Origin of the sequence: Catenulispora acidiphila DSM 44928 (assembly GCF_000024025.1) — a bacterium.
In the GTDB taxonomy this organism is placed as follows: Bacteria; Actinomycetota; Actinomycetes; order Streptomycetales; family Catenulisporaceae; genus Catenulispora; species Catenulispora acidiphila.
The window spans coordinates 2593548-2618983 of the sequence record NC_013131.1 but is presented as its reverse complement, the minus strand read 5'-3'; the positions used below and the strand labels follow the sequence as shown (position 1 = coordinate 2618983).

Below are 25436 nucleotides of genomic sequence, written 5' to 3'. Positions count from 1 at the left end.
CCCCAGTGACAGTGCTCGATCTTAGGCCCACCCGTCGCCCACCAACCACCCTTCAAGGAGGCGCGGGGCGCCGCTGGCCAATTGCGGAACGCACACAGCACACACCGTTCCGCCGAGGTCCGTCGAGAAGTGTCCTGCCCGCGCAAGAGATCGCGGAATCCCAGGTACAGCCACAAGAAATGGCCGCGCGGAGCACTCTAGAGGACGAGCGCCGTGGCGCCCTCGATCTGTGCCACGTCCACGCGGTCGCCGACCTCGTATTCAGTCTGCCCGTCGTAGGCGCGGGCACTCCAGATCTCGCCGGAAATCCGGACCCTGCCGTCGTGCGCGTCGACCTTCTCGACCACGAACGCCTCGCGGCCGATCAGCGTGTCGATGCCCTGCCGGTGCTCGGGTCCGCCGTGCAGCCGCTTCATCGCGGTCGGGCGGGCGAAGACCAAGGTGGCGACCGACACGGCGCCGAACGCCGCGAACTGCACGACCACGTTCCCGCCGGCGCCGGCCGCGAGCGCGGCGGCCGCCGCCCCGATCCCGAGCATCACGAACACCAGCGTGGTCGTGGTCAGCTCCAGCAGGACCAGCACGGCCGCAACGATCGCCCACACCATCGCGTCCATGGAACCCATGCTACGTAAGGCGGAGCGGCTATCAAACCTCTGTCAGACGGCGCGGGCGTACCAGCGCAGCCCCGCCGGGGTCTCATACCGCTCCACGTTCAGCGCCAGACCGAAGGTGGTGGTCAGGTTCTCGGAGGTGAGCGCGGTCTCGATCGGCCCGGCCGCCACCACCGCGCCGGCGCGCACCAGCAGGATGTGGGAGAAGCCCGGCGGGATCTCCTCGACGTGGTGCGTCACCAGGACGGTGACCGGCGCGTAGGGGTCGGAGGCCAGCCGGGACAGCCGGCGTACCAGGTCCTCGCGGCCGCCGAGGTCCAGACCGGCGGCCGGCTCGTCGAGCAGCAGCAGTTCCGGGTCGGCCATCAGCGCGCGGGCGATCAGCGCCCGCTTGCGCTCGCCCTCGGACAGCGTGCCGAACGTGCGCTTGCCGAACTCGGCCATGCCCCACCACGCCAGCAGGTCGTCGGCGCGCTGGGCGTCGGCCTCGTCGTACTTCTCACGCCAGCGGCCGACCATGCCGTAGGAGGCGGTCATCACCACGTCGCGCACCGACTCCGAGCGCGGCAGCTTCTCGGAGACCGCGGCCGAGGAGTAGCCGATGCGCGGGCGCAGCTCGAAGACGTCGACGGCACCGAGCCGCTCCCCGAGCACCCCCACCGCGCCGGCGGTCGGGAACAGCGAGGCCGCCGCGATGTTCAGCACCGTGGTCTTGCCGGCGCCGTTGGGCCCGAGCACCACCCAGCGCTCGCCTTCGCCGACCGTCCAGTTCACGGCGTCCAGCAGCTTGCGGCCCTCCCGGACCACGGAGACGTCGACGAGGTCGAGGACGCTGTCGGGGTCGACGGACAGGGCTTCGGTGGTCATGTTCGGCACCAGTTCCTCACGCTGCAGGCCTCGATCTTCGATCGCCTAGCTTAGGCCACCCACATGTCCGCCAGAGTCGTCCGTGGGCACCGCCACGTACCCTGGTCCCCATGCTGAGCGAACACCGGTCGGGGCGCCTCGTCGCCTGGGGCAACGCGTGGCTCGCCGGGCACACGAGTCTGGACACCGCCGCCGAGCAGGTCCGGACGGACGGCGACGAGCCGCACCGGGTGGCCGGCGTGCCGGGCGAGGACGGCGAGGTGAGCTGGACCGTGGCGCTGGGGCGGCTGCGCGCCGCCGGGGTCACGGGCCTGCGCCTCGCGCTGCCGCGCCCGGGCGATCCGCTCGGGCTCAAGGGCCCGGCGGCCTTCAACCAGGCGGCGATCGCCGCCGGCGAGGCGGTGCTGACCGACGGGCCGGCGCTGGGCATCGTGCCCTCGGTGGACGGCTACGGCCCGGCCGGGGACCGCGGGCACGCGGTGCGCTGGACGGTGACGCCGGTGGAGACCGGCGCGGCGCCGGTGCCCACGCTGTCGGAGGCCGAACGCGAGATGAACGCGGCGCTGCGCGACGCGGCCGAGGAGCTGGCGCGGCTCGACGTCGCGCGCTGGCGTCCGGAGTTGGCCGAGTCGCTGGCGGCGATCCGCGGGCACGGCCGCGCGCCCGAAGCGGTGCTGGCGCCGGGCTATCCGCCGCGCGCCGTCAAGGTCCTGACGCAGGCGCAGCGCCTCGCGGCGATCGCGGACCTGGCCGGGCAGGACGAGGGCGGCAGCGTGACCGCGATGGAGTCCCGGCTGCGCGCCTCGGCGCTGATCGACCTGGAACGGGTGACGCGGCGGGCGCAGCTGGCGGCGTACCACTCGATCCTGGAGCCGAATCACTGACGGTGCGCCGGCGATCCGCCGAGCACCGAGCACCGACGACGCACGAACCGACAACCGACAACCAACAGCCAACCGCCGACCGCCGACCCTCACCCCATGGTCAGCGCGGCGAACTCCATCCCGACCCCGATCGCCAGCACCGCCAGCGCCCCGACCAGCTCCAGCCAGTCGCGCGGCTTCAGATCGAAGCGCGAGACCAGGATCCGCTCCGGGCGCAGCGGGTCGTACCAGAGGCGCACCTGCGCCCCGGTCGCCACACTCTGATGCGGCCGGTAGCCGTAGGCGCGGGTGACCACCGGCGGACCGGCCTGCGCGAAGTAGCGGACCCGCGGCGCGTTGCGTACCGTCCCGGAGGCGTCGCAGGACACGACCATCCCGATCACCTCGCCCCGCGCCGGCACGCCGACCAGGCGCAGCCGGAGCCGCGCCAGTCTGCGGGCGCACGCGGCCAGCCAGAGCACCCCGCCCCCGATCCAGAACAGGCCGGACGCGGCGAGGAACCCGGCGACGAAGGACAAATCGTCCGCGGCCATACCTCAATGCTAGGGCGATACCGCCTCGGTGAGCCTGTTCACAGAGCAGACATCACCCGTATGGGACACCGCGGCCCGGCGCGCCGCCGGTGCTGGACAGCGCGGCCGACTCGCCGGCGCCCAGCAGCCGGACACTGCTCGGCCGCGCGCCGCGCCCCCGGTACCGTGGATCGCACCATGAACACCGCGCTCGCCCTGCCGCCGCCCGCCGAAACCGTCCTGGTCACCGTCTACGGCGCCGACCGTCCCGGGGTCACCGCGAGCCTGTTCGCCGCGCTGGAGCCGTTCGGCGTCCCGGTCGTGGACGTGGAGCAGGTCGTGGTCCGCGGCCGGCTGGTGCTGGCGGTCCTGGTCGGCGCGCCCGAGGAGCCGGACGGCCTGCGCAAGCTGCGCCTGGACCTGCACCGCTGGGCCGCCGAGGAGCGGCTGGACGTCGAGGTGGTCACCGGCCTCGGCGACAACCGCAAGCGCCGCGAGGGCCGCACGCACGTGACCGTCCTGGGCGCCCCGCTCAAGCCCTCGGCGATGGCGGCGCTGGCCCGCGAGATCGCCGAGTGCCGCGGCAACATCGACCGCATCGTGCGGCTGGCCAAGTACCCGGTGACCGCGATCGAGCTGGACGTCTCCGGCGCCGACCCCGACCTGCTGCGCGAGCGCCTGGCCCGGGTCGCCGCCGAGGAGCACGCCGACATCGCGGTGCAGGCCGCCGGCCTGAGCCGGCGGGCCAAGCGGCTGGTGGTCATGGACGTGGACTCCACGCTCATCGAGGGCGAGGTGATCGAGGAGCTCGCGGACCGCGCCGGCTGCCTGGAGGCGGTCGCCGGGATCACCCAGCGGGCGATGCGCGGCGAGCTGGACTTCGCCGGGTCGCTGCGCGAGCGGGTCGCCCTGCTGGAAGGGCTCGACGCCGGCGCGCTGGAGGAGGTGCGCGCCTCGGTCCGGCTCATGCCCGGCGCCCGCACCCTCGTCCGCACCCTGAAACGCCTCGGCTACCTGGTCGGCATCGTCTCCGGCGGGTTCACGCACGTCACCGACTCGCTGCGGGACGAACTGGGGCTGGACTTCGCGCTGGCGAACACCCTGGAGATCGGCGAGGACGGCAAGCTGACCGGCCGCGTCGTCGGACCGATAGTGGACCGCGCGGGCAAGGCGGCGGCGCTGCGCGAGTTCGCGGAGGCCGCCGGCGTGCCGGTCACGGACACCGTGGCGATCGGCGACGGCGCCAACGACCTGGACATGCTCGCCGCCGCCGGACTCGGGGTGGCGTTCAACGCCAAGCCGGTGGTGCGGGAGCAGGCGGACACCGCGGTGAACGTGCCGTTCCTGGACACGATCCTGTACCTGCTCGGGATCACCCGCGAGGAGGTCGAGGTCGCGGACGCCACGGAAGAGGCCATCGAGACCGTCCCGGCGGAGACGGCGCCGAAGAAGGCGCAGCGCGCTCGGAACGTTCAGCCCGCCGCCTGAGCTCAAAGCAGCTCTGGACTGCCCTGGGCTGCCCTGAGCACCCCGCCGCGCAGCCTCAGCCGCGCGGCGACTCCACAGCCACGATCGAAGCCGCACCCGGGTCCAGCGCGGCCCACGCCCCGTCGAACTCGAGCACGGTCAGCGTGTTGGTCGGATAGCCGGCGCGGACCTCGGCGACCAGCTCCGGACGCGTCTCGTCGGCCAGCGCGAGAGCGAGGAGCTGCGTGCCGGGGTTGTGCGAGACGACCATCAGGGTCCCGACGCTCTCGGGCGTCTCGCGGACCACTTCCAGCATCTCCCCCGCCGAGGCGGCGTAGAGCTCGTCCTTGAGCAGGACCTCGGGACTGGCCGGGAACTTCTCCGCGGCGAGTTCGTAGGTCTCCTGCGTGCGCAGCGCGGTGGAGACCGCGGCACGGTCCGGCACGCGGTGGTGCTCGACCAGCCACACGCCGGTGCGCGGGGCGTCGCGGCGGCCGCGCGCGGTCAGCGGACGGTCATGGTCGGCGATGCCCTCGGGCCAGTCGGACTTGGCGTGCCGGAGCAGGATCAGGGTGTGCCGCATCAGCCGTTGGCCAGGCCCCAGAAGGACAGCACCACCAGGACCACCATGATCAGCCCGATCAGGCCCAGGAGCCGGTACATGCTGCCGGCGCCGGTGCCGCGCTGCGCCTCGCGCCACTCACGCGGCGGCCATTCGGCGTCCGCGGGCGTTTCGGGGACAGAGACCTTGGGCTCCTCGCTTGCTGCCGTCATGCCAGCCAGTCTCCCATCGCTTTCCTGCCAGGGCGCTTCCGGGGGTCCCGTCGAGGTGTCGGCTCGATCGGCGCCCGGTTCGGTGCCGGCGCGGAACGGTCCGGTACAGATCCAGGACCGGCTCAGCGCTGCTTCGGCTCGACCTCGCTGGCGAGCTGCTCCAGCACCGGCACGGCCGCGTGCAGCGCCTCCAGCTGCGCCGGGGTCAGCCGCTCCATGCCCTGCACCAGCGCGGCGGTCCGCTGCTTGCGCACCTTGCTGATCAGCGCCTCGCCCCCGGGCGTGAGCGTGACCATGAACGAGCGGCCGTCGTCCGGGTCGGGCTCGCGCTGCACCCAGCCGGCGGCGACCAGACCGCTGAGCGTCCGGGTCATCGAGGGCGCGGCGACCTTCTCGCGCTGCGCCAGGTCCCCGATCCGGATCGGCGCCCACTTCTCGATCACGAACAGCGCGGACAGCTGCGCGAAGCTCGCCTCCGACTGCCGCTGCAACAGCTGCCGGTTCAGGCGGCCCAGTGCCACCCGCAGACGGGCGGCGACCTCGGTGTCGGGCTGGGTCGGCGATGAGTTCATCGGGTCCTTCACAGGAGCGCGGGGCGCGGCGGCACGGGAGACGGAGTCGGAGCGGTGTGGCGGAAGTGGGGCACAGTGAAACACACTGCCCGACTCACAATCTACCGACCCCCGGCGCCCCAGGCGGGTCCCACGCCGCGCGTGCGGCGCGGGACCGGCCTCAGGCGGTCGCCGCCGCGCTCTGTCCGGCGGCCGTCTCCTCCTGCTCCGGCGTGGTCTTCGCGCCGGGCAGCGCCGAGGCCACCGCGCCGATCACCGCCATCGCGATGGCGAGGCAGAACACGACCATGAGGCCGTCGTGGAAGGGACCTGAGATCAGGTGCGGGAAGAACTCCCGGCCGGTCAACGTCTGGGCGTTGGAGGCCGGCAGCGCGTGCAGCGTCGAGGGACCGAGCAGCTGCTGCATCGGGTTGTAGCCGAGGAACGCGGCGAACAGCGTCGCCACCGGCGGCAGATGCGAGATCTGCGTCGCGGTCCCGGCGGGCACCCCCTGCGCGGCCAGCCCGGTGGACAAGGTGTGCGGCAGCGAGCTGGAGAGCCCGGCGACCATGAGCGAGAAGAAGATGCCCATCGACAGCACCATGCCGGCGTTCATGAACGTGGCGCGCGCACCGGAGGCGGCACCGCGCATGCGTGTCGGGACGCTGGACATGATCAGCGACGTGTTGGGCGCGGAGAACAACCCGCCGCCGACGCCATTGAGGAAGATGAGCAGCGCGAACACCCAGTAGGAGAAGTTCGTGGGTATCAGGAGCAAGCCCGCGAACGACGCCGCCATCGCCAGCAGACCGCCGGAGGCGAACACCCGCGGCCCGAACTTGTCGGACAGGTGCCCGGCGATCGGTCCGGCCGCGAGGAAGCCGAGGGTCAGCGGGATCATGTAGATGCCCGCCCACAGCGGCGTGTCCTTGTAGTCGTAGCCGTGCAGCGGCAGCCAGATGCCCTGCAGCCAGATGATCAGCATGAACTGCAAGCCGCCGCGGGCGATGGCGCCGAGCAGGTTGGCGAGGTTGCCGGTGCTGAAGTCGCGGTTCTTGAACAGCGTCATCGGCAGCATGGGATCGGAGATCTTCGCCTCGATCACGCAGAAGACGACGATCAGGACGATGCCGCCGATCAGCCCGGCGTCGACCCAGGGGTTCGTCCATCCCTGCGTGTGCCCGCCGTAGGGCTGGATGCCGTAGGTGATGCCGGCGAGCAGCGAGGTCAGGCCGGCGGCGAAGGTGAGGTTGCCCCACCAGTCGATGCGCGCCTTCTGTCTGATCCCGGTGTCGTGCAGCGACTTGTAGGCCCACACCGTGCCGATCAACCCGATGGGCACGTTCACCCAGAACACGGTGCGCCAGTTCCATTCGGACAGCGCGCCGCCGAGCACCAGCCCGATGAACGACCCGGCGATCGCCGCGACGATGTTGATGCCCAGCGCCATGCCGCGCTGCGCGGCCGGGAAGGCGTCGGTGATGATCGCCGCGGAGTTCGCCATCAGCATGGCGCCGCCGATGGCCTGGAACACGCGCCACCCGATCAGCCACATCGCGCCCATCGCGCCGTGGAACGGGTCCAGCGACAGCGCGATCGAGCAGACGGTGAAGACCAGGAACCCGGAGTTGTAGATCTTGACGCGCCCGAACATGTCCCCGAGCCGCCCCAGCGCCACCACGAACACCGCGGTGACCAGCATGTAGCCCATCAGCATCCACAGCAGGTAGCTGACGTTGGAGGGCTGCAGCGGGTCGAGCTTGATGCCGTTGAAGATCGCCGGCAGCGAGATCAACACGATGGAGGAGTTGATCGTCGCGATCAGCATGCCCAACGTGGTGTTGGACAGCGCCACCCACTTGTAGTGCGGATGGTCGGGCCCGCGGACGGCCTTCCCAGTCGCGCTGGAAGCTTGTGTCGCAGTCATACGATCCCGCCCTCTGTCACTTACATAGTTTAGCCATGCTAATTATATGGGGAGCGGGGGGGACTGACAAGACGAGGGGTGGCCGCGGGCGGCGCGGGCCGCCGGCCGACCGCCCCCTCCGCGGCCGGCCGGCGGTCCTCAGATCGGGAACGCGATGTCGCACACGTCGTCGTCCGGACCCGCGGCGTCCCAGTCGGTGAAGTAGACCTCGCGCGGGGGCAGGGCGGCGGTGTGGCCGGCGGCGGTGAGCCAGCGGCTGACCGCGTCGTAGGCGGACAGGATCTGCGGGAACTCCACCTGGGCCTTGGTGATCCGCAGGTAGGCCTCGCGGTGCGCGGGCTCCTCGCGGGTCGGGGCGGTCAGGGCCGCCGCGCGCGCCGGGTCGACCGGGACGCAGACCTCTGCCGGGCCGTCGCTGTCGTGGTTGATCTCGCCGTGGTAGACGACGAAGGGGTCGGCCGCCGGGCCGCCGACCGGATCGGCCGCGGCGAGCAGGCGCATCATCGCCTGGCCGATCCAGCCGGGCAGTTCTTCGGGGGTGACGTGGCGCTGCTCGGTGAGGACCAGCTGCGCCGGCACGTCGCGGGTCAGGATTTCCTGCGTCATGCGATGGGCTCCTTCGTGGCCGGACACCTCTTCGCGCACCCGCGCCGCGAGCCAGCGCTGGGCGGCGAACTTCGCCTCCGCCGCTTCCCAGTACGCCGCGACCAGCGCCTCGCGCTCGGCCGCCGGGGCGGCCAGGACGCGCGCCACGTCGGCCAGCGGCATGTCGAGCCGGCGCAGCCAGACGATCAGCCGCGCGTCGGCCAGCCTGCCGACGCGGTAGCGGCGGTAGCGGCTGACGGCGTCCACCTCGTCGGGCACCAGCAGGCCCTGCTGGTCGTACAAGCGCAGTGCCTTGGGCGAAAGCCGGGCGCGCCGGCTGAACTCGCCGCTGGTCAGCATCTCGGACTCGGGCATCGCGAATCGGTGTCCTCATCGGTTCGAATCCGGCCGCCCGCTTCGTCGGACGGCCTGGGCTCCACCCTCGGGCCCGCCCTTGGGGCGAGGTCAAGTACCTGGCATAACTCGAGGTCAAGCTACCGGCAGGAGGCGGGAGCGGGAAAAGAAGGTGGCCCGGCGCATGACGCGCCGGGCCACCTTCTTCCCCGTCCCCTCCTGCTCCCCCCGCGGGTTCCCCCGGATCCCCCCGATCCCCCGCAGTCCGCCGGTGTGATCGCCGTTGGGCGTCACACCATGATCTCGTCCTCACTGCGCGCCGTCTTCGGCACCGTGAACGCCAGCAACCAGGTCAGCACCAGGATTCCGGCAGCCAGCCAGTACACCAGCTCGGCGGCGGGGAACGGCGAGCCGCCGCTCTCGACCTTGTTGAAGAACAGCGTGCTGAACAGCGCCGCCGCGACCGCGTTGCCCAGCTGGTTGAAGGAGCTGATCACGCCGTTGGCCGAGCCCAGTTCGTGGTCGTCCACGGCGGCCAGCACCAGACCGAAGAACGGCGCGAACACCAGGCCCATGCCGATCCCGGACACCAGCAGCGCCGGCGCCAGGTTCCAGCTGGTCACCCCGCTGTGCCAGATCGGCTGGTGCTCGGCGTTCAGCGTGAAGGTGGTGCCCGCGTAGTGCTTGATGATGTACGCGCTCAGCGCCATGCCCGCGGCCAGCGTCAGCAGGCCGGCGTGCAGCACCCGGCGCGGCGTCTTCTTCACAAAGGCCTGCCCGGCGCCCATCGAGATGATCGTGCCCAGCGACCACCACGCGCCGGTGAGCCCGGCCCGCAGCGGCGACCAGCCCAGGGAGACCTGCAGCAGCAGCGGGCTGACGGTGAAGGCCGCCGCGCACGCGCCGAAGAACAGGAAGATGGTCATGGTCCCGGTGGTGAAGGCGCGCTTACGGAACAAGCTGGTCTCCAGGAACGGATCCAGGTTCCGCTTGTGCCGGGCCCGCGCGTAGACCGCGAACAGCGCCATCACCACGGCCGACCCGGCGAGCATCAGCCAGATGCCGGCGTCCCAGTGGTGCTCGCGGCCCTGGATGACCGGGTAGACCAGCAGACCGACCGCGGCCGAGCAGAAGATCAGGCCGATGACGTCCAGCTTCGGCCGGGTGCCCGCGCTGTGGTGCACCTTCGGCAGCACCTTGGCGGCGAAGTACAGCGCGATCACGCCGACCGGCAGGTTGATGACGAAGACCCAGCGCCAGGAGGAGTAGGTGATCAGCGCGCCGCCGAGCACCGGGCCCAGGGCGGCGGACAGACCCATGAAGGGTCCGAAGATCGCGAAGGCCTTCTGGCTGTTCTCCCGGCCGAACTTCTCCCGGATCATGCCGATGCCCTGCGGGATCATCATCGCCGAGGCGCCGCCCTGCAGCAGGCGGGCCGCGATCAGCTCGCCGGGGTTCTGCGCGATGGCACAGACCGCGGACATGATCGTGAAGCCGGTCAGGCCGATCAGGAACATCCGGCGCCGCCCGGCTATGTCGCCCAGGCGCCCGCCGGCGATCAGCAGCACGGAGAAGGAGAGCACGTAGCCGGTGCTGATCCACTGGTACTCGGTGTTCGAGGCACCGAGACCGTTGCGGATGGACGGCGCGGCGACGTTCATCACCGTCGCGTCCAGCAGGTCCATCATCGAGGCGCCGAGCACGGTGAACATCACCGCCCACGCGCCCTTCGGAATCGCCGACTGGCTCGGATCCTTCTTCTTGCCCTTAGACGGTCGCTCGTCCTCGGGTACCGCTTCGGCCACCGGGAGGACCAGGTCCTCGGTACCGCTCACCGCCTCGCTCATGTTTCCCCTCCGTGCCGGCCGCGGGCCCAGCTCGTGTTCGCTCGCAGCACACGATATAACGCGTACTGCCGCTGTCAAGCTATATCGCGAATATCGCGGGTCCGGCGGCCTCAGATTGATGGTGTCCCCGCCTTCACCGGCGGGTACGACTCCTTTTTAGCCGAGACCACTGACAGGTTCGCCTGAATTTGGCGGCGTGGGGGCGGCTGGGTGCAAGACCGCACTTATCGAGAACGGCCGGGTCGGATCCCTCGACGAACAAGGGGTCCGACCCGGCCGCTGATCAAGCCGGTGACGCTCAGGCGCTCAGGCGCCCATCGCGTGCACGCCGCCGTCGACGTGGATGACCTCGCCGGTGGTGCGCGGGAACCAGTCCGACAGCAGCGCGATGATGCCGCGCGCGGTCGGCTCCATGTCGGTCAGGTCCCAGCCGATCGGCGCGCGCTCGTCCCACACGCCGTCGAACTTCTCGAAGCCGGGGATCGACTTGGCCGCCATAGTCTTGAGCGGACCGGCCGAGATCAGGTTGCTGCGGATGCCGCGCGAGCCCAGTTCGCGCGCCAGGTAGCGGGAGGTGGACTCCAGCGCCGCCTTCGCCACGCCCATCCAGTCATAGCCCGGCCACGCGACCTGCGCGTCGAAGTCGAGCCCGACGATCGAGCCGCCGGTCTCCGGGAACAGCGGCAGCAGCGCCATCGCGACCGACTTCAGCGAGTAGGCCGAGACGTGCACCGCGGTCGCCACCGACTCCCACGGGGTGTTCAGGAAGTTGCCGCCGAGCGCGTCCTGCGGGCCGAACGCGATGCTGTGCACGATCCCGTCGACACCGTCCATGTGCTGCTTGACGTTGTCCGCGAGCCCGGCGAGTTGCTCGGCGTTGGTGACGTCGAGCTCGATCACCGGCGCGTCGCCGTTCGGCAGCTTCTTGGCGATGCGCTGGGTGAGCGAGGGCCGCGGGAACGCGGTCAGGACCACCTGCGCGCCTTCCTCCTGCGCGATGCGCGCCGCGTGGAAGGCGATGGAGGCGTCGGTGAGCACGCCGGTGACGACGATGCGCTTGCCTTCGAGGATTCCCATTGCTTCAGTGACCCATTCCCAGTCCGCCGTCAACCGGGATGACGGCTCCAGTGATGTACGCGGCTTCCTCCGAGGCCAGGAACCGGACGACCCCGGCGACCTCGTCGGTGGTCGCGTAGCGGTTCAACGGCACCTGCTTGAGGATCTCGGCCTTGCGGTCCTCGGACAGGACCGCGGTCATGTCGGTCTGCACGAAGCCGGGGGCGACCACGTTGCAGGTGATGCCGCGCGAGCCGATCTCGCGGGCCACCGAGCGCGCGAAGCCGACCAGCCCGGCCTTGCTCGCCGCGTAGTTCGCCTGCCCGGCCGAGCCGGACAGCCCGACCACCGAGGAGATCAGGACGATGCGGCCGCGCTTGAGGCGCAGCATGCCCTTGCTGGCGCGCTTGGCCGCGCGGAAGGTGCCGACCAGGTTGGTGTCCAGCACCGCCTCGAAGTCCTCGTCGCTCATCCGCAGCAGCAAGGTGTCGCGGGTGATGCCGGCGTTGGCGACGAGCACTTCGACCGGGCCCTGCTGGGCCTCGACCTCGCCGAAGGCGCGGTCGACGTCCTCGGCGGAGGTCACGTCGCACTTCACGCCGAACAGCCCCTCGGGGACCTCGCCCGAGCGGTAGGTGATCGCGACCTTGTCCCCGGCGGCGGCGAAGGCCTTCGCGATGGCCAGGCCAATTCCCCGGTTTCCCCCGGTGACCAGTACGGACCGGCTCAATTCAGCACTCCTGTTTCCGCGGTGTTCTTCTTCGTCAAGGCGTCCGTGCCAAGCTATCGGGCTACCCGGCGGTAGCCGCAACCACGGTGGGCATAGATCGTCCCGCCGGTGTTTTGTAGGACCTCCACAACCGACCTCGAAGGCCGCTTCGGCATTAGGTTGGCGGTATGACCGTAGACGAGTCCTTCACCTCGCTCCCCTTGGGCGATCTCGCCGAGGCGGCACTGTCCCGGGCCCGCGACCTGGGCGCCGAGCACGCCGACTTCCGCGTCGAGACCGTCCGTTCCCAGAACATCAATCTGCGCGACGGCAACGTCGACGGCGTCAGCGACTCCTCCGACAGCGGCCTGAGCGTACGCGTCGTGTACGACGGCACCTGGGGCTTCGCCGCCGGTGTCGCGCTCACGCCCGAGACGGCCGCCGCGCTGGCGGAGCAGGCCGTCGAGGTGGCCAAGGTGTCCAAGCCGGTGAACTCCGAGCCCGTGGTGCTCGCGCCGGAGCCGCCGCACGGCGAGCACGTCTGGGTCTCCTCTTACGAGATCAACCCCTTCGACGTCCCGGACGCCGAGAAGATCGGGCACTTCCAGCGCTGGTCCGAGCGGCTGCTCGGCGCCGAGGGCGTCTCGCACGTGGACGCCGAGTTCCAGGCCGTCCAGGAGTGCAAGTACTTCGCCGACCTGGCCGGCAACCGCCTGACCCAGCAGCGGGTCCGGACCGAGGGCGCGCTGACCGCGGTCGCCGTGGACGAGGAGACCGGCGCCTTCGAGACCATGCGCACCGTCGCCCCGCCGGTCGGGCGCGGCTGGGAGTTCTTCACCGGCAACGGCGTCCACGACTGGGACGCCGAGCTCGACGCGCTCCCGGGCCTGCTGCGGGACAAGCTCGCCGCGCCGTCGGTGGAGCCGGGCGAGTACGACCTCGTCATCGACCCCTCGAACCTGTGGCTGACCATCCACGAGTCCATCGGCCACGCCACGGAGCTGGACCGCGCGCTCGGCTACGAGGCCGCCTACGCCGGGACCTCGTTCGCCACGCTGGACAAACTCGGCACCCTGACCTACGGCTCCCCCGTGATGAACGTCACCGGCGACCGGGTCTCCGAGCACGGTCTGGGCACCGTCGGATTCGACGACGAGGGCGTGCAGACCCAGAAGTGGGACATCATCAAGGACGGCATCCTGGCCGGCTACCAGCTCGACCGCCGCATCGCGCAGCTCAAGGGCCTCAACGGCGGCCGCTCGAACGGCTGCGCCTTCGCCGACTCCGCCGGGCACGTCCCGATCCAGCGCATGGCCAACGTCTCCCTGCAGCCGGCCGCGGACGGTCCCTCCGTCCAGGAGATGATCTCGCGCGTGCGGCGCGGGCTGTACATCATCGGCGACAAGTCGTGGTCGATCGACATGCAGCGCTACAACTTCCAGTTCACCGGGCAGCGCGCCTTCCTGATCGAGGACGGCGAGATCAAGGGCCAGGTGAAGGACTTCGCGTATCAGGCCACGACCACCGACTTCTGGGGCGCCATGGAGGCCGTCGGCGGCCCGCAGACCTACGTCGTCGGCGGCTCCTTCCAGTGCGGCAAGGGCCAGCCCGGGCAGGTCGCGCCGGTCAGCCACGGCGCGCCGACCGCGCTGTTCCGCGGCATCCGCATCCTCAACACCGTCCAGGAGGCCGGACAGTGAGCACCCAGCACTCCACCCCGCAGCAGCTGGTCGACAAGGCCCTGGAGCTCTCGCGCGCCGACGGCGCCGTGGTGCTCGTGGACGCCGGGACCGACGCCAACCTGCGCTGGGCCAACAACACCCTGACCACCAACGGCGTCTCGGCCGGGCAGTCCGTCACGGTGATCTCGGTGAAGAACGGCGCGGCCGGCGCCGCCTCGGCCTCGGCCGGCGTGGTCGGCCGCTCCGGGGTGGACCTGTCCACCATCGAGGACCTGGTCCGGGCCAGCGAGAAGGCCGCCGAGGAGTCCGGGCCCGCCGAGGACGCCTTCGAGCTGGTCGCCGGCCGCTCCTCGGCGGACTGGGACGAGCCGCCGGCGCAGACCGACATCTCGGTGTTCTCCTCCTTCGCCCCGGCGCTCGGTGAGACCCTCGCGGCCGCGCGCGCCGAGGGCAACCTGCTGTTCGGCTACGCCGAGCACAGCATGGGCACCCAGTACCTGGGCTCGTCGGCCGGCCTGCGGCTGCGGCACGCGCAGCCCACCGGCTCGGTGCAGCTCAACGCCAAGTCCGGCGACCGGTCCCGCTCGGCGTGGAGCGGCGTGCCGACCGCGGACTTCTCCGACGTGGACGTCGTGGCCGCCGGCCAGGATCTGGCACGCCGCCTGGAGTGGGCCAAGCGCAAGATCGACCTGCCCGCCGGGCGCTACGAGACGATCCTGCCGCCGTCCTCGGTCGCCGATCTGATGATCTACGCGTACTGGAACGCCGCGCTGCGCGACGCGCTCGACGGCCGCTCGGTGTTCAGCAAGAGCGGCGGCGGGTCCAAGCTCGGCGAGAACGTCGCGGGCTCCTCGGCGATCAAGGCGACGCTGCGCAGCGACCCGTACGCACCCGGGCTGGAGTGCGCTCCTTACGCGACGGCGTACTCCTCGAACGCCTACGAGTCGGTGTTCGACAACGGCCTCGCGCTCGCCCCGACCGAGTGGATCAAGGACGGCGAGCTCTCCACGCTGCTCAGCACCCGGCAGACCGCGGGGGCGGCGAAGGTCCCGGTGGCGCCGTGGGTCGACAACCTGATCCTGGACGCGACGCCCGGCGGGACCGGTCCCTCGCTGGCCGAGATGACCGCCGCGACCGGCGACGGCCTGCTGGTGACCAGCCTGTGGTACATCCGCGAGGTGGACCCGCAGACCCTGCTGCTGACCGGGCTGACCCGGGACGGCGTGTACAAGGTCGAGGGCGGCGAGGTGGTCGGCGTGGTGAACAACTTCCGGTTCAACGAGTCGCCGGTGTCGATGCTCTCGCGGATCGCCGAGGCCGGGCAGACCGAGCGGACCTTCTCCCGGGAGTGGGGCGACTACTTCAACCGGACCGCGATGCCGGCGCTGCGGATCCCGGACTTCAACATGTCCTCGGTGAGCCCGGCCTCCTAGCCTGCGCGAACACCGCCGCGACGCCCTATCAGGACCCCGCCGACACGGAGTCGGCGGGGTCCTGTCATGCGCCGTGACGGCGGGCGTAGCCTGGGAGTATGCGGATCGGGCGGGACAAGCGCGGGCATCAGGACGTCGTCTTCGGGCTCACCGACGCCCCCAAACCGTTGAGCCAGGACATCCGGTCGCGCGAGTCGAAGTACCTCATGGCGATGGGGATAAGGGTCGCGGCGTTCCTGCTGATCGTGCTCCTGCCGATCGACTGGCCGTGGAAGCTCGGACTGGCGGCTCTGGCGCTGGTTCTCCCCTACGTGGCGGTGGTGTACGCCAACGGCGGACGCGAGCCGCAGCCGGGCGCCGACTCGCCGTTCACGATCGCCGAGCAGCGGGCCCTGTTGCCCGGGCAAGGCGGGCAGAGCGGCGGGAAAACCGGTCCCGACCAGGGCGGTAAGCCGGGAGCCGGCGACGCCGGCGGACCGGAGGAGCCGCTGTCCGGACGCATCGTCGGCGACGACGACTGACCCGGTCGGCCGGTCCCGCGGCGTCCCCGCACCGCCCCGGCAAAAGTAAGGGGCCCATTCCCTTAGCGGGTCTACGCATGTCATACTTCTTACCTGCGCCCTGAACCCCCGTCGGGGCGCCACTGCGGCGTCGAGCGGCTCCCCCCGTGGCCGTTCGACGCCGCGTCCTCGTCTCGGCGGGCACCTGCTCCGCGAAGCTGTTCTATGGTGGCTTCGTGACCTCGGACGACTCGCCCGCCACCGCCCTCTGCTCAGCCAAGGGCTGCCGCACGCCGGCGGCGTGGAGCGTGGTGTGGAACAACCCGAAACTGCACACGCCGGACCGGCGCAAAGTGTGGCTGGCCTGCGACGAGCACCGGCAGCACCTGGCCGACTTCCTGGACGTGCGCGGGTTCCTCATCGAGGTCGAGCCGTTCCGGCCGGGGACCCCACCGGAGTGAGGCCGGACCGGGCCGGGCAGACGCTTAGCTCATCAGACCGTTGAGCTCCGGGTACGGAATCCCGCCCTCGACCGCCGTGTAGGTCCCGCTTTTGGCCAGCTCCTCGGCGGCCCGCCGGACCAGGCCGTACGCCGCCTCGGCGACCGCGGCGCCCAGGCTGACCCGCGCCACCCCGAGCGCGGCGAGGTCGGCGACCGGCGGCGCGCCGGGCCCGACCATCACGTTCAGCGGCGCGTCGATCCGCTTCACCAGCTCCCCGATCGTCTCCGGCGCCGCCACGCCGGGCACGAAGATGCCGCTGGCGCCGGCGGCGAGGTAGCGCTCGGCCCGCGCCAGGGTCTCGCCGAGGCGGTCCTGCTCGGCGCCGAGCTGGAACAGGAACACGTCGATGCGCGCGTTGATGTAGAGCGGGATGCCGGCCTTCTCGGCGGCGCCGCGGGCGGCGGCGATGCGCTCGGCCAGCTCGGCCGGGTCGCGCGGACCGTCCTCGATGTTCACCCCGACCGCCCCGGCCGCGATCACCCGCGCGACGGTCTCGGCCACGGCGCCGGCGTCCGGCCCGAAGCCGTCCTCGATGTCGGCGGTCACCGGCACCTCGACGGTGTCCACCACGCGCCGGACCAGCGCCACCGCGCGGTCGCGGTCCACCTGGCCGCCGTCGGCCGTGCCCAGGGCCCACGCGACGCCGGCGCTGGTGGTCGCCACGGCGGGCGCGCCGGTCGCGGCGACGATGCGGGCGCTGGCGCCGTCCCAGGCGTTGGCCAGAGTGAGGGGTGTGCCGGGGACGTGCAGGGCGTGGAACCCGGTGGCCTTGTCGAGCTGAGATGTCATGCGTCCAGCGAATCAGACGCCACCGACGGTCGCATCGGATTCGGTCTGAGCTGAATCCGTGTCGCCACGCGGGCCGCGGCTATCCGCCGATCGCCGACATCGGCCGCTCGGGCTGCACGAAGCCCGGCTCGCCGATCCCGGCCGCGCGCTTCTTCCCCAGCATCGCCACGCGCCAGCGCTCGGCCAGCTCCTCGTCGCTCGCGCCGTCGCGCATCGCGCCGCGCAGGTCGGACTCCTCGCGGGCGAACAAGCAGGTGCGCACCTGGCCGTCGGCCGTCAGCCGCACCCGGTCGCAGTCACCGCAGAAGGGGCGGGTCACGCTGGCGATCACCCCGACGCGCCCCGGACCGCCGTCGACCAGCCAGGTCTCGGCCGGCGCCGCGCCGCGCACCGCCTTGCCCTCGGGCGTCAGGGTGAACTCGCGCTCCAGCGTCGCCAGGATCTCCTCGGCGGTCACCATCTGCTGCCGGTCCCAGCCGTGCTGGGCGTCCAGCGGCATCTGCTCGATGAAGCGCAGCTCGTAACCGCGCTCCAGACACCATCTGAGCAGCGCCGGAGCCTCGGTGTCGTTGACGCCGCGCATCAGCACGCTGTTCACCTTGACCGGGGTCAGCCCGGCGGCGGCCGCGGCCTCCAGTCCGGCGACCACGTCCGCGAACCGGTCGCGGCGGGTCAGCTCGCGGAAGACCGCCGGGTCCAGGGTGTCCAGCGAGACGTTGACCCGGTCCAGCCCGGCGTCCTTCAGCGTCGGCGCCAGGCGGGCCAGGCCGAGCGCGTTGGTCGTCAGCGAGATGCGCGGGCGCGGGTCCAGCTGCGCCACCCGCGCCACGAGAGTGGCAAGACCGGGACGCACCAGCGGCTCGCCGCCGGTGAAGCGGATCTGGTCCACGCCGAGCAGGTGCACCGCGATGCCGATCAGGCGCAGGATCTCCTCGTCGGAGAGCAGTTCGGCCTTGGGCAGCCAGGGCAGTCCCTCGGCGGGCATGCAGTAGGTGCAGCGCAGGTTGCAGCGGTCGGTCAGGGACACCCGCAAGTCCGTCGCCGTTCTGCCGAACGTGTCGACCAGCATCGTGCCCCTCTTTTCCGCAGACTCCCGGGGAAGATCCCGTCTTACCTTCCCAGCTTCTCAGAACAGCGGGTTGTTCCCGTCCACGGAGCGAAGACCGGGACAGATGGGCGTTCCCGAGGCCGCTGAGGCTCGCTAGGCTGCTTGGTGTCCACCCTCCGGCAGTGCCCCGCCACGCAGCGCCACCATCGCCGATCCCCGACACCGAAGCCGCCGCTCCCGCGATCGCAGGTGACCCCATGCCGTCCCCGGCCCAACGTACGCCCCATCCGCGGTCCGCTCCCGGCGCCCGCGTACCCACGCCCGGGGAGGTCGGGCTGCGGCGGATCCTGGCCGTGGCGGACGCCCTGCTGGGCGTGGCGGAGGAGAGCGAACTGGTGGACCGGCTGCTGCCGGTGCTCCGGCGCACCGTCCCGGCCGACACCGTGCTGTGGCTGGCCGCCCACGAGCGGCATCCGGCGACCTGGCGCGCCGAGCCGCCCGGCGCGGTCAACGCCGAGCAGGCCGCGCTCCTGGCCGCGCACGCCGACGATCCGCTGATGGCGGCGGCCTGGCACGGCCCGGGAACCGCGACGCGGCGCTCGGATCTGCAGACCGACCACGAGTTCCACCGGCTGCCGGTCTTCCCCGCGCTGTTCGCGCCGCTGGGCGCGCGGCGGCAGCTGGTGATGGCGGTGCGGCCGGACGAGGAGCGCCGGATCGTCGTGCTCTTCAACCGCGCCTCCCCCGACTTCACGCAGCACGACGTGGCGGTCGCCGAGGCGGTGCGGCACCGGATCGGCCGGGCGCTGGCGCCGTTCGGCGGTCCGGGAGCGCGGCGGGAGAAGGTGTCCCCGCGCGAGGCGGACGTGCTGGATCTGCTGTGCCGAGGACTGACCGACCGGCAGATCGCGACCCGGCTGGGAATCAGCCCTCGGACGGTCGACAAGCATCTGGAGCACGCCTACGTGAAGCTCGGCGTCCGCTGCCGCGTGCAGGCCGCGACGCGGTGGCGTTCCTGACGCAGCGCCAGATCTGTTGTGACAGAACCGAGACCCCCGACATGGCAACGCTCGGCACCCCTCACACGTCTTTCCTGACATGGAACAGCGCGATCAAACGCCGCGGGAGCCGGCCGCCGAGGACATCGGCCGCGCCGCGGCGGAGGCGGCGGCCCAAGCCGAGGCCGGGGACGATTTCGCCCACGGCCCGCAGGCCGACCGCTACGGCTCCGCCGGCTACCGCGAGCCCGGCGCCGCGCGCAGCCCCCGCCGCTGGCTGGTCATCGGCGGCGTCACCGTGGCCGCGCTGGCCGTGGCCGGGACGGCGGGAGCCCTCGCTGGCCGCGCGCACCCCGCGAAGCACGACACCGCGCTGAACGCCGCCGCCTCGAGCAACGCCCAGAGCCCGACGCCCCCGGCGACCTCGGACCAGACCACCCCGACCACCGACCCCACCACTCCGCCCGCCCCCACCTCGACGAGCACCACCCCGCCGCCCGCCACGGCAGCCAAGACGCCCTCCCCGACGCCCAAGCCCACCCCGACCAAGAGCCCTTCCACAGCCCCGACCAACGCCCCGGCCGGCGAAGGCGGCGACTGCGAGAACGCCACCCACGACACCCCCGCCGACATCGCGAAGAACTTCAGCGGCATGACCCGCAGCGCCCAAACCGCGTTCCTGGCAGCCCAGAAGGACGCCAAAACCGCCGGCCTGACCTTCCTGCTCAACTCCGGCTACCGATCCGCCACCTACCAGCAACGCGTCTTCGACTGCTGGGTCGCCCAACTCGGCTCCCCGCAAGCCGCACGCCAATACGCCCTCCCGCCGAACGAATCCGCCCACGTCCAGGGCTACGCCATGGACATCGCCCCGCCCTCCGCCGCCTCCTGGCTGGAGGCCACCAAGGGCAAGTACGGCCTGTGCCGCCGCTACGCCGACGAGACCTGGCACTTCGAGTACCAGTCCCGGTACAAGACCCAGGGCTGCCCGTCGCTGCTGCCGCATCCGTAGGCGTTGGCGCTTCGGGTGGTTGGTTCGGATGGTTGGTCGGGTAATTGAATGCGGTTGATTTGTGGGCTTTAGAAGCCTTTTTACGGCTTCGCGCACGGTTTGATGGCCTCGCAGGGGGCGCAGTTCGGTGGTGGGTGTCCGGGCTGCGCTGGCGGCCGGCAGTTGTGGCTCCCGGATCCCTCATCGCTGTCGTCGCCGTAAACGAGCGAAGCGACCCCGCCGCCCTACCCCTGCGGCAGCCGCGCGATCAGCTCGGCCAGCTGCTGGCTCTGCTCGGCGTGCTGGGTGCGCAGGGTTGCGAACTCCTCGGTGAGGACCTGGAGCATCTCGCGGGACTGGCAGTCCGCTTCGTAGTCGTGCTGGGCGAGTTCGCTGGCCACCTGGTCCGAGCGCTTGGCGGCGATCAGGAGGATCGCGCCTTGGAGGGCCGCTACGCAGGACAGGACCAGGTTGAGGAGGATGAACGGGTAGGCGTCGAAGGTGTGGCCGGTCGACGTGTCCAGGAGGACGTTGAGGGTCATCCACACGGCCAGGAAGGCCACCGCGACGAAGACGAACATCCAGGAGCCCATGCTGTTGCGCATCTTGTCGGCGGCGCGTTCGCCCCGGGTGAGCTGCTCGCCGGTGCGGACGCCGGGGTGCCGGCGCCAGCTGCCCGGGGCTATGTGCCTCACAGCGGACTTCACCGTCGACTTGAGCTGAGCTTGTGCGGTCATGCGAGCGAGTGTCGCAGAGCGGCGTCAGGGATTCGTCGCTGACCTCGGAACTCGTCGCGGCCGCGGGCTGCGGTGCCGTGAGAGTCCTCTGAGCGTCACCGGCTGTTGCGCTGCGCTGCCAGCAGGTCACGGATCTCGGCCAGCAGCTGCACGTCGGTGGGCGCCGCGGCCTGCTCCGGGATGCCCAGGCGCGCCTTGCGCCGGTCGTTGAAGTGGTTGATCGGCATGACGATCAGGAAGTAGACCGCGCCGGCGATGCTCAGGAAGGTGATGACGTTGGTGAGCAGGTCGCCGTAGGCGAACGTGGAATTGTGGATCTTGAAGCTCAGCTTCGTGTAGTCCTGCTTGCCGAAGATGGCCGTGATCAGCGGCATGATGATGTCTTTGACCAGCGAGTTGACGATGGCGCCGAACGCCGCGCCCATGACGACGGCGACCGCGAGATCGACGACGTTGCCGCGCATCAGGAACTTTTTGAAACCGGAGAACAAGGTGGGCGAACCTTCCACGAGTGGGGGGCGGCAGCCGCACAGAGGGCACGCCGCATCGGTGGGAGGCTAAAGCGTACCGAACGCGATCAAGGGGCAGTTACGCGTGTGTCGGATGGTATCTCACCCAACGGGATTGGTTCCGGCGAAACGGACCCACTATGACGAAGCGCTCTGATACAGCGCCTGGATCGCCGAGCCGAAGTAGGCGCTGTAGGACACGTCCGGGGTGTCGCCGCCCTGCTGGTATCCGCCTATCACGCCGATGACGGTGCCCTTCTCGCCACTGGAGTCCACGCCGGTCAGGAACGGCGCGCCCGACGTGCCGTCCGGATACCCGCGGCAGTCCCACTCGGTCTGCGTCGAGCTGAACTTCACCGCCGGCGCCGTGCACGTGATCGGGGTGTCCGAGCCCTGCGGGTAGGCCGGGACCGTGACCGGCATCCCGAAGCCCTGACCGAAGGCGATCTTGTCCGCACCGGTCACCGACTCCAGCGAGGCGCCGCTGGAGGACGGCGCGACCTGCAAGAACGCCACGTCCTGGTCCGGATTGTTGGAGCTCTTCCAGCTCTGCGAGACCACGACCTTGGTGACTGCCCAGGAACCGTAGGGCAACGTGCCGTTGTGGAAGCCCGGCGCGAAGGCGATGTCCGATTTGGGACCGTCGCTGTAGACGCAGTGCGCGGCGGTGATGACCAGGTTCCCGGCGTCGCTGTGCACGACCGAGGCGCTGCAGAAGTGGCTGGAGACGCCAGAGTCCGTTTTGTACAGGACGCCGGCGACCGCGGTACCGCCGAACGGCTTCGCGATCGGCGAACTCGTCGGCCGCGCCGGAGTGGCGGCCGTGGAGCCGGGACCGGCAGCCGCGGCGACGGCGGTAGTCGTCGCGGTGGCAGTGGGCTCCGGGCTGGCACTGCCCGGCGACGCGGAACCGCTCACGGCCGCCGCCAGCGCCGAAGGCGGGGCGGCCGTGGTGGACGCCGAGGTCGATGGGCTGCTCGAAGGGCTGCTCGACGGGTTCACCGTGACGGAGGCCGATTCCAGCGCGCCGTCCACGGACATCGCCTTGGCCGAGGACGGAGTGCTGAGCGCCATCCCGAGCATGCCGGCGATCACCGCGAACCCGGCCACCCCGGCGGCGAGCGCCGCACGGCGGGCCCGGGCACGCTTGCGGGCCTGGACGCGCTGCCGCATCCGCGCGACCCGTGACAGCCCCTCGGGACCCTCCATCGGTGTCACCCTCCGCTCACCTTCGACCTGTCAGCCGCCCGCGCGGCCGTTCCCGTGCTTCCCCGCCGTCCGGCCGGTAAGCCGCGGCAGCCCTGGTCCGGTCAGCGAACCTCCAGCACCTGAGCGAGCGATGAAGGGTGATGCGGACTGCGCCGAACGAGCAGCGATCCGCCGCCCGGGTGAGGGCGGCGGATCGTCTGGTACCAGGTGCCGTGTTCCACGCGATCACGTATGCCCCGCCGGCTCCGACTTAAGCAGGTGCGGCGCGTAAGCGCTGGTCACAGGCCCGCCATCGCCATCGCCTCACCACACCCGGATCACGCTGTCGGCGCCGAACGTCGGCGAGGTGGCGTCGGTCGGCAGCTGCTTCAGCGGCTCGTCGATCTCCGCGACCGTCGGGCCCACCGCCGCCGCGACCGTGTCGAGCGCCGCGAGGTCGAACCCGTAGACCCGGGCCGCGTTGCCGCCGAGGATCGCCGTGATCTCCTCGTGCGGCAGTCCGGCGAAGGAGTTGCGCAACGCCTCGCGCGAGTACGGGAAGGTGCCCTCGTCGTGCGGGTAGTCGCTCCCCCACATCAGCTTCTCCAACCCGATGGCGTGCCGCAGCGGCACTTCGTCGGGCCGCATGAAGGAGGCGCCGAGGTAGAAGTTCCGCTTCCAGTACTCGCTCGGCGCCAGCCCGACCGCCTCGGCGATCCCGGCGCCGAACCGGCTCTCGGCGGTGACCGCGCCGGAGTCGCCCATCGCCGAGGACGCCCGGCGCACCAGCGCACGGTGGTAGTAGTCGAGCATTTCCAGGACGCCGGGCACCCAGCCGGAACCCTGCTCGGTGAGCACGAACTTCAGGCGGGGATGCCGCTTGAACGCGCCGCCGTAGATCAGATGCCACAGCGCCCGGTGCGCGAACCAGGTGATCTCCATCATGAAGACCGCGCGGGACGCCGGCTCCTGGCCGATCTCCGGGGACGCCGAGCCGGCGTGGTGGTTGATCGGCATGTCGAGCTCTTCGCAGACCCCCCACAGCGGTTCGTAGACGTCGGAGTAGAGCTGCGGCACCGAAGTGCCCGGCGGAGTGCCGGGCAGCAGGACGCCGCCGAACAGGCCGTGCTCCCGGGCCCAGCGGACCTCGGCGACCGCGTCGTCCATGTCGCCGAGCAGGACCTGGCAGGTCCCGGCGCGTCGCCCTGGAGCCTGGGAGCAGAAGTCAGCCATCCAGCGGTTGTGCGCACGCAGCCCGGCCCAGCGGAGTTCGTACTCCTCGGCGGAGGGCTGCTGCGCGCTGAGCGACATGCTCGGGTAGAAGGGCGGGATGGTGTTGGGGAACAGCACTTCGGCGACGATGCCGTCGCGCTCCAGGTCGGCCAGGCGGCGTGCGGAGTCCCAGTTGCGCTCGGCGTCGCCGTGCAGGAGGTCTTCGTACGGGTTCACATACGCCGCCGCCCACGCGTCGAACCGGTCGTGGTACTTCGCCTCCAGGTAGGGCCGGTAGTCCAGCAGGTCGGCGCCGGCGTGGCCGTCGGCGGAGACGACGGTGTAGCGCTCGGTCATCACGACACCTCCGGTCCGACGTCGTCGGTGCGGTGGCCGCCGAGCGTCGCGCCGTAGCCGATGACCGGGAAGTCGTGGCCGGTCAGCCAGTGCCGCCCGACCTCGCGCGCGGCGGCCCAGCCGGCCGCCTCCCCGCCGCTCTGGCCGAGGTCGCCGGGACGCAGGTTGACGCGCTCGGCGACCGGCGCGAGCTTGGCGACGTCGAAGCCGTATGTCTCGGCCGCGGCCAGTCCGATCATCCGACGCGTCTCGTCGACCGGTATGTCGTGGAACGTGGTCCTGAGCCACTTGCGGGTGTTCGGCCAGGTCCCTTCCGGATGCGGGAAGTCGTTGCCCCACAGCATGTTGTCGATGCCGATCTCGTAGCGGTGCGCCAGCTCGCGGCGCTTGGTGTTGGAGGCGCCGATGAAGCAGTTGCGGTCGAAGTACTCGCTCGGCGGCCGCTTCACCTCCTCGAACGGCGTCAGCTTGGCGGCGGCGTGCGCGCCGAGGAACAGCCGGTCCATGAACCACAGCAGGTTCGGCGCCCACCAGCAGCCGGCCTCGGTGACGCCGAACTTCAGCCCGGGGAAGCGCTCGAACACCCCGGACCAGATCAGGAACCAGATCGGCCGGGCCGGCCACCAGGTGACCTCGGAGACGTAGATCCCGAGGTGGTCGCCGTACTCGTCGCGCGGAGCCACGCCGGAGTGGGTCGCCACCGGCATCCGCAGCTCCTCGCAGACCGCCCAGACCGGGTCGTAGCGGCGGTCGTGGTAGGGCGCCTTGTCCTCCCACATCGCCGGGATCATCACCGCGCCGAGCCCGGACTCCTTGGCGCGCCGGATCTCGGCGACCGCGGCGTCCACGTCGCCGGTGATCGGTACCAGCGCCACGCCGCGCCGCCGCTCCGGGGAGTGCGAGCACAGCTCGGCCAGCCAGCGGTTGTGCGCGCGGGCGCCGACCAGCGCCAGCTCCTGGTCCAGGCCGCCGGAGAAGGTCAGACCGACGCCGAACGGCGCGGCGGTGGTGGACTCCACGGCGTCGGCGTCCGGGAAGATCACCTCGGCGGTCACGCCGTCGGCGTCGAGTTCCTTGTCGCGCTGCGCCGAGTCCCAGCCGCCGCGCAGGCCTTCTTCGTGCTCTTCGAACCAGGCGCGGGCGAACTCCGGGTTCCGGACGCCGAGCTTGGTCGCGGCCTCGACGCGGGCGGCCTGCTCGGCCAGGAAGTCGTCGAAGGCCGGGTGGTACTTGGCCTCGATGTAGGGGCGGTACTCCTCGGTCGGCAGCCCGGCGTGGCAGTCGGAGGAGACCACCACGTAGGGACTGTTGTCGAACTCTGGCATAGCCTTTGACTCCCCTC

General features: G+C 71.2%; 26 protein-coding genes. 8 read left to right on the top strand and 18 right to left on the bottom strand.

The window, feature by feature from the left end; genetic code table 11:
• Positions 1–197: 197 nt before the first annotated feature.
• A complete protein-coding gene (locus CACI_RS11520; protein WP_223297513.1) occupies positions 198–617 on the bottom strand; it encodes an NfeD family protein in 420 nt (139 codons plus the stop codon).
• A gap of 42 nt (positions 618–659) precedes the next feature.
• Positions 660–1481, bottom strand: coding sequence for an ABC transporter ATP-binding protein (locus tag CACI_RS11515; protein WP_049872006.1), 822 nt, complete (start codon positions 1479–1481; stop codon positions 660–662).
• A gap of 110 nt (positions 1482–1591) precedes the next feature.
• On the opposite strand from CACI_RS11515, the gene CACI_RS11510 reads away from it, so the two are divergent.
• Entirely contained in the window at positions 1592–2365 is a 774-nt protein-coding gene (locus CACI_RS11510) for a hypothetical protein (RefSeq protein WP_012786523.1), read from the top strand.
• Positions 2366–2454: 89 nt separating this feature from the next.
• Here the strand turns inward: CACI_RS11510 and CACI_RS11505 are convergent, their stop codons facing one another.
• Complete coding sequence (locus CACI_RS11505; RefSeq protein WP_012786522.1) at positions 2455–2898, bottom strand: DUF3592 domain-containing protein; 444 nt, start codon at positions 2896–2898, stop codon at positions 2455–2457.
• A gap of 177 nt (positions 2899–3075) precedes the next feature.
• Here CACI_RS11505 and serB point away from each other — a divergent pair, with 177 nt between their 5' ends.
• Positions 3076–4365, top strand: coding sequence for a phosphoserine phosphatase SerB (gene serB / locus CACI_RS11500; protein WP_012786521.1), 1290 nt, complete (start codon positions 3076–3078; stop codon positions 4363–4365).
• A gap of 55 nt (positions 4366–4420) precedes the next feature.
• Here serB and CACI_RS11495 read toward each other — a convergent pair whose 3' ends face one another.
• The 8 genes from CACI_RS11495 to fabG all read right to left on the bottom strand — a co-directional run bounded on the left by CACI_RS11495 (position 4421) and on the right by fabG (position 12168).
• Entirely contained in the window at positions 4421–4927 is a 507-nt protein-coding gene (locus CACI_RS11495; RefSeq protein WP_012786520.1) for a SixA phosphatase family protein, read from the bottom strand.
• Positions 4927–5118, bottom strand: coding sequence for a hypothetical protein (locus CACI_RS11490; RefSeq protein WP_012786519.1), 192 nt, complete (start codon positions 5116–5118; stop codon positions 4927–4929). The genes CACI_RS11495 and CACI_RS11490 overlap by 1 nt, the downstream gene beginning before the upstream one ends.
• Positions 5119–5240: 122 nt before the next feature.
• Positions 5241–5690 carry a MarR family winged helix-turn-helix transcriptional regulator gene (locus CACI_RS11485; protein WP_012786518.1) on the bottom strand — a complete coding sequence of 150 codons (450 nt, stop codon included), beginning with the start codon at positions 5688–5690 and terminating at the stop codon, positions 5241–5243.
• Positions 5691–5850: 160 nt separating this feature from the next.
• Complete coding sequence (locus tag CACI_RS11480; RefSeq protein WP_012786517.1) at positions 5851–7596, bottom strand: MFS transporter; 1746 nt, start codon at positions 7594–7596, stop codon at positions 5851–5853.
• A gap of 138 nt (positions 7597–7734) precedes the next feature.
• Positions 7735–8556, bottom strand: a complete 822-nt coding sequence (locus tag CACI_RS11475; RefSeq protein WP_041540164.1) for a MerR family transcriptional regulator — start codon at positions 8554–8556, stop codon at positions 7735–7737.
• Positions 8557–8825: 269 nt separating this feature from the next.
• Complete coding sequence (locus CACI_RS11470; RefSeq protein WP_012786514.1) at positions 8826–10382, bottom strand: MFS transporter; 1557 nt, start codon at positions 10380–10382, stop codon at positions 8826–8828.
• Between the two features lie 306 nt (positions 10383–10688).
• Positions 10689–11459, bottom strand: coding sequence for an enoyl-ACP reductase FabI (gene fabI, locus CACI_RS11465; RefSeq protein ID WP_012786513.1), 771 nt, complete (start codon positions 11457–11459; stop codon positions 10689–10691).
• A gap of 4 nt (positions 11460–11463) precedes the next feature.
• Positions 11464–12168: a 3-oxoacyl-[acyl-carrier-protein] reductase gene (fabG, locus tag CACI_RS11460; RefSeq protein WP_012786512.1), complete on the bottom strand. Its 705-nt coding sequence runs from the start codon at positions 12166–12168 to the stop codon at positions 11464–11466.
• Between the two features lie 167 nt (positions 12169–12335).
• Here fabG and CACI_RS11455 point away from each other — a divergent pair, with 167 nt between their 5' ends.
• From CACI_RS11455 to CACI_RS11440, 4 genes are all read left to right on the top strand, one after another.
• Positions 12336–13847 carry a TldD/PmbA family protein gene (locus tag CACI_RS11455; RefSeq protein WP_012786511.1) on the top strand — a complete coding sequence of 504 codons (1512 nt, stop codon included), beginning with the start codon at positions 12336–12338 and terminating at the stop codon, positions 13845–13847.
• On the top strand, positions 13844–15262 hold the full coding sequence (locus CACI_RS11450) for a metallopeptidase TldD-related protein (protein ID WP_012786510.1): 1419 nt from the start codon (positions 13844–13846) through the stop codon (positions 15260–15262). Before CACI_RS11455 ends, CACI_RS11450 begins: the two co-directional genes overlap by 4 nt.
• Before the next feature lie 98 nt (positions 15263–15360).
• Entirely contained in the window at positions 15361–15783 is a 423-nt protein-coding gene (locus tag CACI_RS45410) for a DUF3099 domain-containing protein (protein WP_012786509.1), read from the top strand.
• A gap of 215 nt (positions 15784–15998) precedes the next feature.
• Positions 15999–16223 carry a hypothetical protein gene (locus CACI_RS11440; RefSeq protein WP_041541560.1) on the top strand — a complete coding sequence of 75 codons (225 nt, stop codon included), beginning with the start codon at positions 15999–16001 and terminating at the stop codon, positions 16221–16223.
• 24 nt (positions 16224–16247) lie between these two features.
• Here the strand turns inward: CACI_RS11440 and CACI_RS11435 are convergent, their stop codons facing one another.
• Together CACI_RS11435 and moaA are read right to left on the bottom strand one after the other, a co-directional pair.
• Positions 16248–17054: an isocitrate lyase/PEP mutase family protein gene (locus tag CACI_RS11435; RefSeq protein ID WP_012786507.1), complete on the bottom strand. Its 807-nt coding sequence runs from the start codon at positions 17052–17054 to the stop codon at positions 16248–16250.
• A 79-nt stretch (positions 17055–17133) separates the two neighbouring features.
• Positions 17134–18123 (bottom strand): GTP 3',8-cyclase MoaA, encoded by a 990-nt coding sequence (moaA, locus tag CACI_RS11430; protein WP_012786506.1) that lies wholly within the window; start codon positions 18121–18123, stop codon positions 17134–17136.
• Between the two features lie 236 nt (positions 18124–18359).
• Here moaA and CACI_RS52245 point away from each other — a divergent pair, with 236 nt between their 5' ends.
• Positions 18360–19121, top strand: a complete 762-nt coding sequence (locus CACI_RS52245; RefSeq protein WP_012786505.1) for a helix-turn-helix transcriptional regulator — start codon at positions 18360–18362, stop codon at positions 19119–19121.
• Between the two features lie 79 nt (positions 19122–19200).
• Positions 19201–20112 carry a D-alanyl-D-alanine carboxypeptidase family protein gene (locus tag CACI_RS45405; RefSeq protein WP_012786504.1) on the top strand — a complete coding sequence of 304 codons (912 nt, stop codon included), beginning with the start codon at positions 19201–19203 and terminating at the stop codon, positions 20110–20112.
• 224 nt (positions 20113–20336) lie between these two features.
• Here the strand turns inward: CACI_RS45405 and CACI_RS11415 are convergent, their stop codons facing one another.
• The 5 genes from CACI_RS11415 to CACI_RS11395 form a co-directional block, all read right to left on the bottom strand.
• A complete protein-coding gene (locus tag CACI_RS11415) occupies positions 20337–20828 on the bottom strand; it encodes a DUF1003 domain-containing protein (RefSeq protein ID WP_012786503.1) in 492 nt (163 codons plus the stop codon).
• Between the two features lie 95 nt (positions 20829–20923).
• Complete coding sequence (gene mscL / locus CACI_RS11410) at positions 20924–21337, bottom strand: large conductance mechanosensitive channel protein MscL (protein WP_223297512.1); 414 nt, start codon at positions 21335–21337, stop codon at positions 20924–20926.
• Positions 21338–21475: 138 nt separating this feature from the next.
• Positions 21476–22546: a trypsin-like serine peptidase gene (locus tag CACI_RS11405; protein WP_012786501.1), complete on the bottom strand. Its 1071-nt coding sequence runs from the start codon at positions 22544–22546 to the stop codon at positions 21476–21478.
• Positions 22547–22849: 303 nt separating this feature from the next.
• A complete protein-coding gene (locus tag CACI_RS11400; RefSeq protein ID WP_012786500.1) occupies positions 22850–24094 on the bottom strand; it encodes an amidohydrolase family protein in 1245 nt (414 codons plus the stop codon).
• Entirely contained in the window at positions 24094–25419 is a 1326-nt protein-coding gene (locus tag CACI_RS11395) for an amidohydrolase family protein (protein WP_012786499.1), read from the bottom strand. The genes CACI_RS11400 and CACI_RS11395 overlap by 1 nt, the downstream gene beginning before the upstream one ends.
• Positions 25420–25436: the final 17 nt, after the last annotated feature.

Coding starts and splice junctions, on each gene's coding strand:
- CACI_RS11395 (WP_012786499.1), bottom strand. CDS start 25,419: ATGCCAGAGTTCGACAACAGTCCCTACGTGGTGGTCTCCTCCGACTGC.
- CACI_RS11405 (WP_012786501.1), bottom strand. CDS start 22,546: ATGGAGGGTCCCGAGGGGCTGTCACGGGTCGCGCGGATGCGGCAGCGC.
- CACI_RS11520 (WP_223297513.1), bottom strand. CDS start 617: ATGGACGCGATGGTGTGGGCGATCGTTGCGGCCGTGCTGGTCCTGCTG.
- CACI_RS11475 (WP_041540164.1), bottom strand. CDS start 8,556: ATGCCCGAGTCCGAGATGCTGACCAGCGGCGAGTTCAGCCGGCGCGCC.
- CACI_RS11485 (WP_012786518.1), bottom strand. CDS start 5,690: ATGAACTCATCGCCGACCCAGCCCGACACCGAGGTCGCCGCCCGTCTG.
- CACI_RS11480 (WP_012786517.1), bottom strand. CDS start 7,596: ATGACTGCGACACAAGCTTCCAGCGCGACTGGGAAGGCCGTCCGCGGG.
- CACI_RS11455 (WP_012786511.1), top strand. CDS start 12,336: ATGACCGTAGACGAGTCCTTCACCTCGCTCCCCTTGGGCGATCTCGCC.
- serB (WP_012786521.1), top strand. CDS start 3,076: ATGAACACCGCGCTCGCCCTGCCGCCGCCCGCCGAAACCGTCCTGGTC.
- CACI_RS11515 (WP_049872006.1), bottom strand. CDS start 1,481: ATGACCACCGAAGCCCTGTCCGTCGACCCCGACAGCGTCCTCGACCTC.
- CACI_RS11490 (WP_012786519.1), bottom strand. CDS start 5,118: ATGACGGCAGCAAGCGAGGAGCCCAAGGTCTCTGTCCCCGAAACGCCC.
- moaA (WP_012786506.1), bottom strand. CDS start 18,123: ATGCTGGTCGACACGTTCGGCAGAACGGCGACGGACTTGCGGGTGTCC.
- CACI_RS45410 (WP_012786509.1), top strand. CDS start 15,361: ATGCGGATCGGGCGGGACAAGCGCGGGCATCAGGACGTCGTCTTCGGG.
- CACI_RS52245 (WP_012786505.1), top strand. CDS start 18,360: ATGCCGTCCCCGGCCCAACGTACGCCCCATCCGCGGTCCGCTCCCGGC.
- CACI_RS11495 (WP_012786520.1), bottom strand. CDS start 4,927: ATGCGGCACACCCTGATCCTGCTCCGGCACGCCAAGTCCGACTGGCCC.
- CACI_RS11470 (WP_012786514.1), bottom strand. CDS start 10,382: ATGAGCGAGGCGGTGAGCGGTACCGAGGACCTGGTCCTCCCGGTGGCC.
- CACI_RS11415 (WP_012786503.1), bottom strand. CDS start 20,828: ATGACCGCACAAGCTCAGCTCAAGTCGACGGTGAAGTCCGCTGTGAGG.
- CACI_RS11435 (WP_012786507.1), bottom strand. CDS start 17,054: ATGACATCTCAGCTCGACAAGGCCACCGGGTTCCACGCCCTGCACGTC.
- CACI_RS11510 (WP_012786523.1), top strand. CDS start 1,592: ATGCTGAGCGAACACCGGTCGGGGCGCCTCGTCGCCTGGGGCAACGCG.
- CACI_RS45405 (WP_012786504.1), top strand. CDS start 19,201: ATGGAACAGCGCGATCAAACGCCGCGGGAGCCGGCCGCCGAGGACATC.
- CACI_RS11400 (WP_012786500.1), bottom strand. CDS start 24,094: ATGACCGAGCGCTACACCGTCGTCTCCGCCGACGGCCACGCCGGCGCC.
- fabI (WP_012786513.1), bottom strand. CDS start 11,459: ATGGGAATCCTCGAAGGCAAGCGCATCGTCGTCACCGGCGTGCTCACC.
- CACI_RS11505 (WP_012786522.1), bottom strand. CDS start 2,898: ATGGCCGCGGACGATTTGTCCTTCGTCGCCGGGTTCCTCGCCGCGTCC.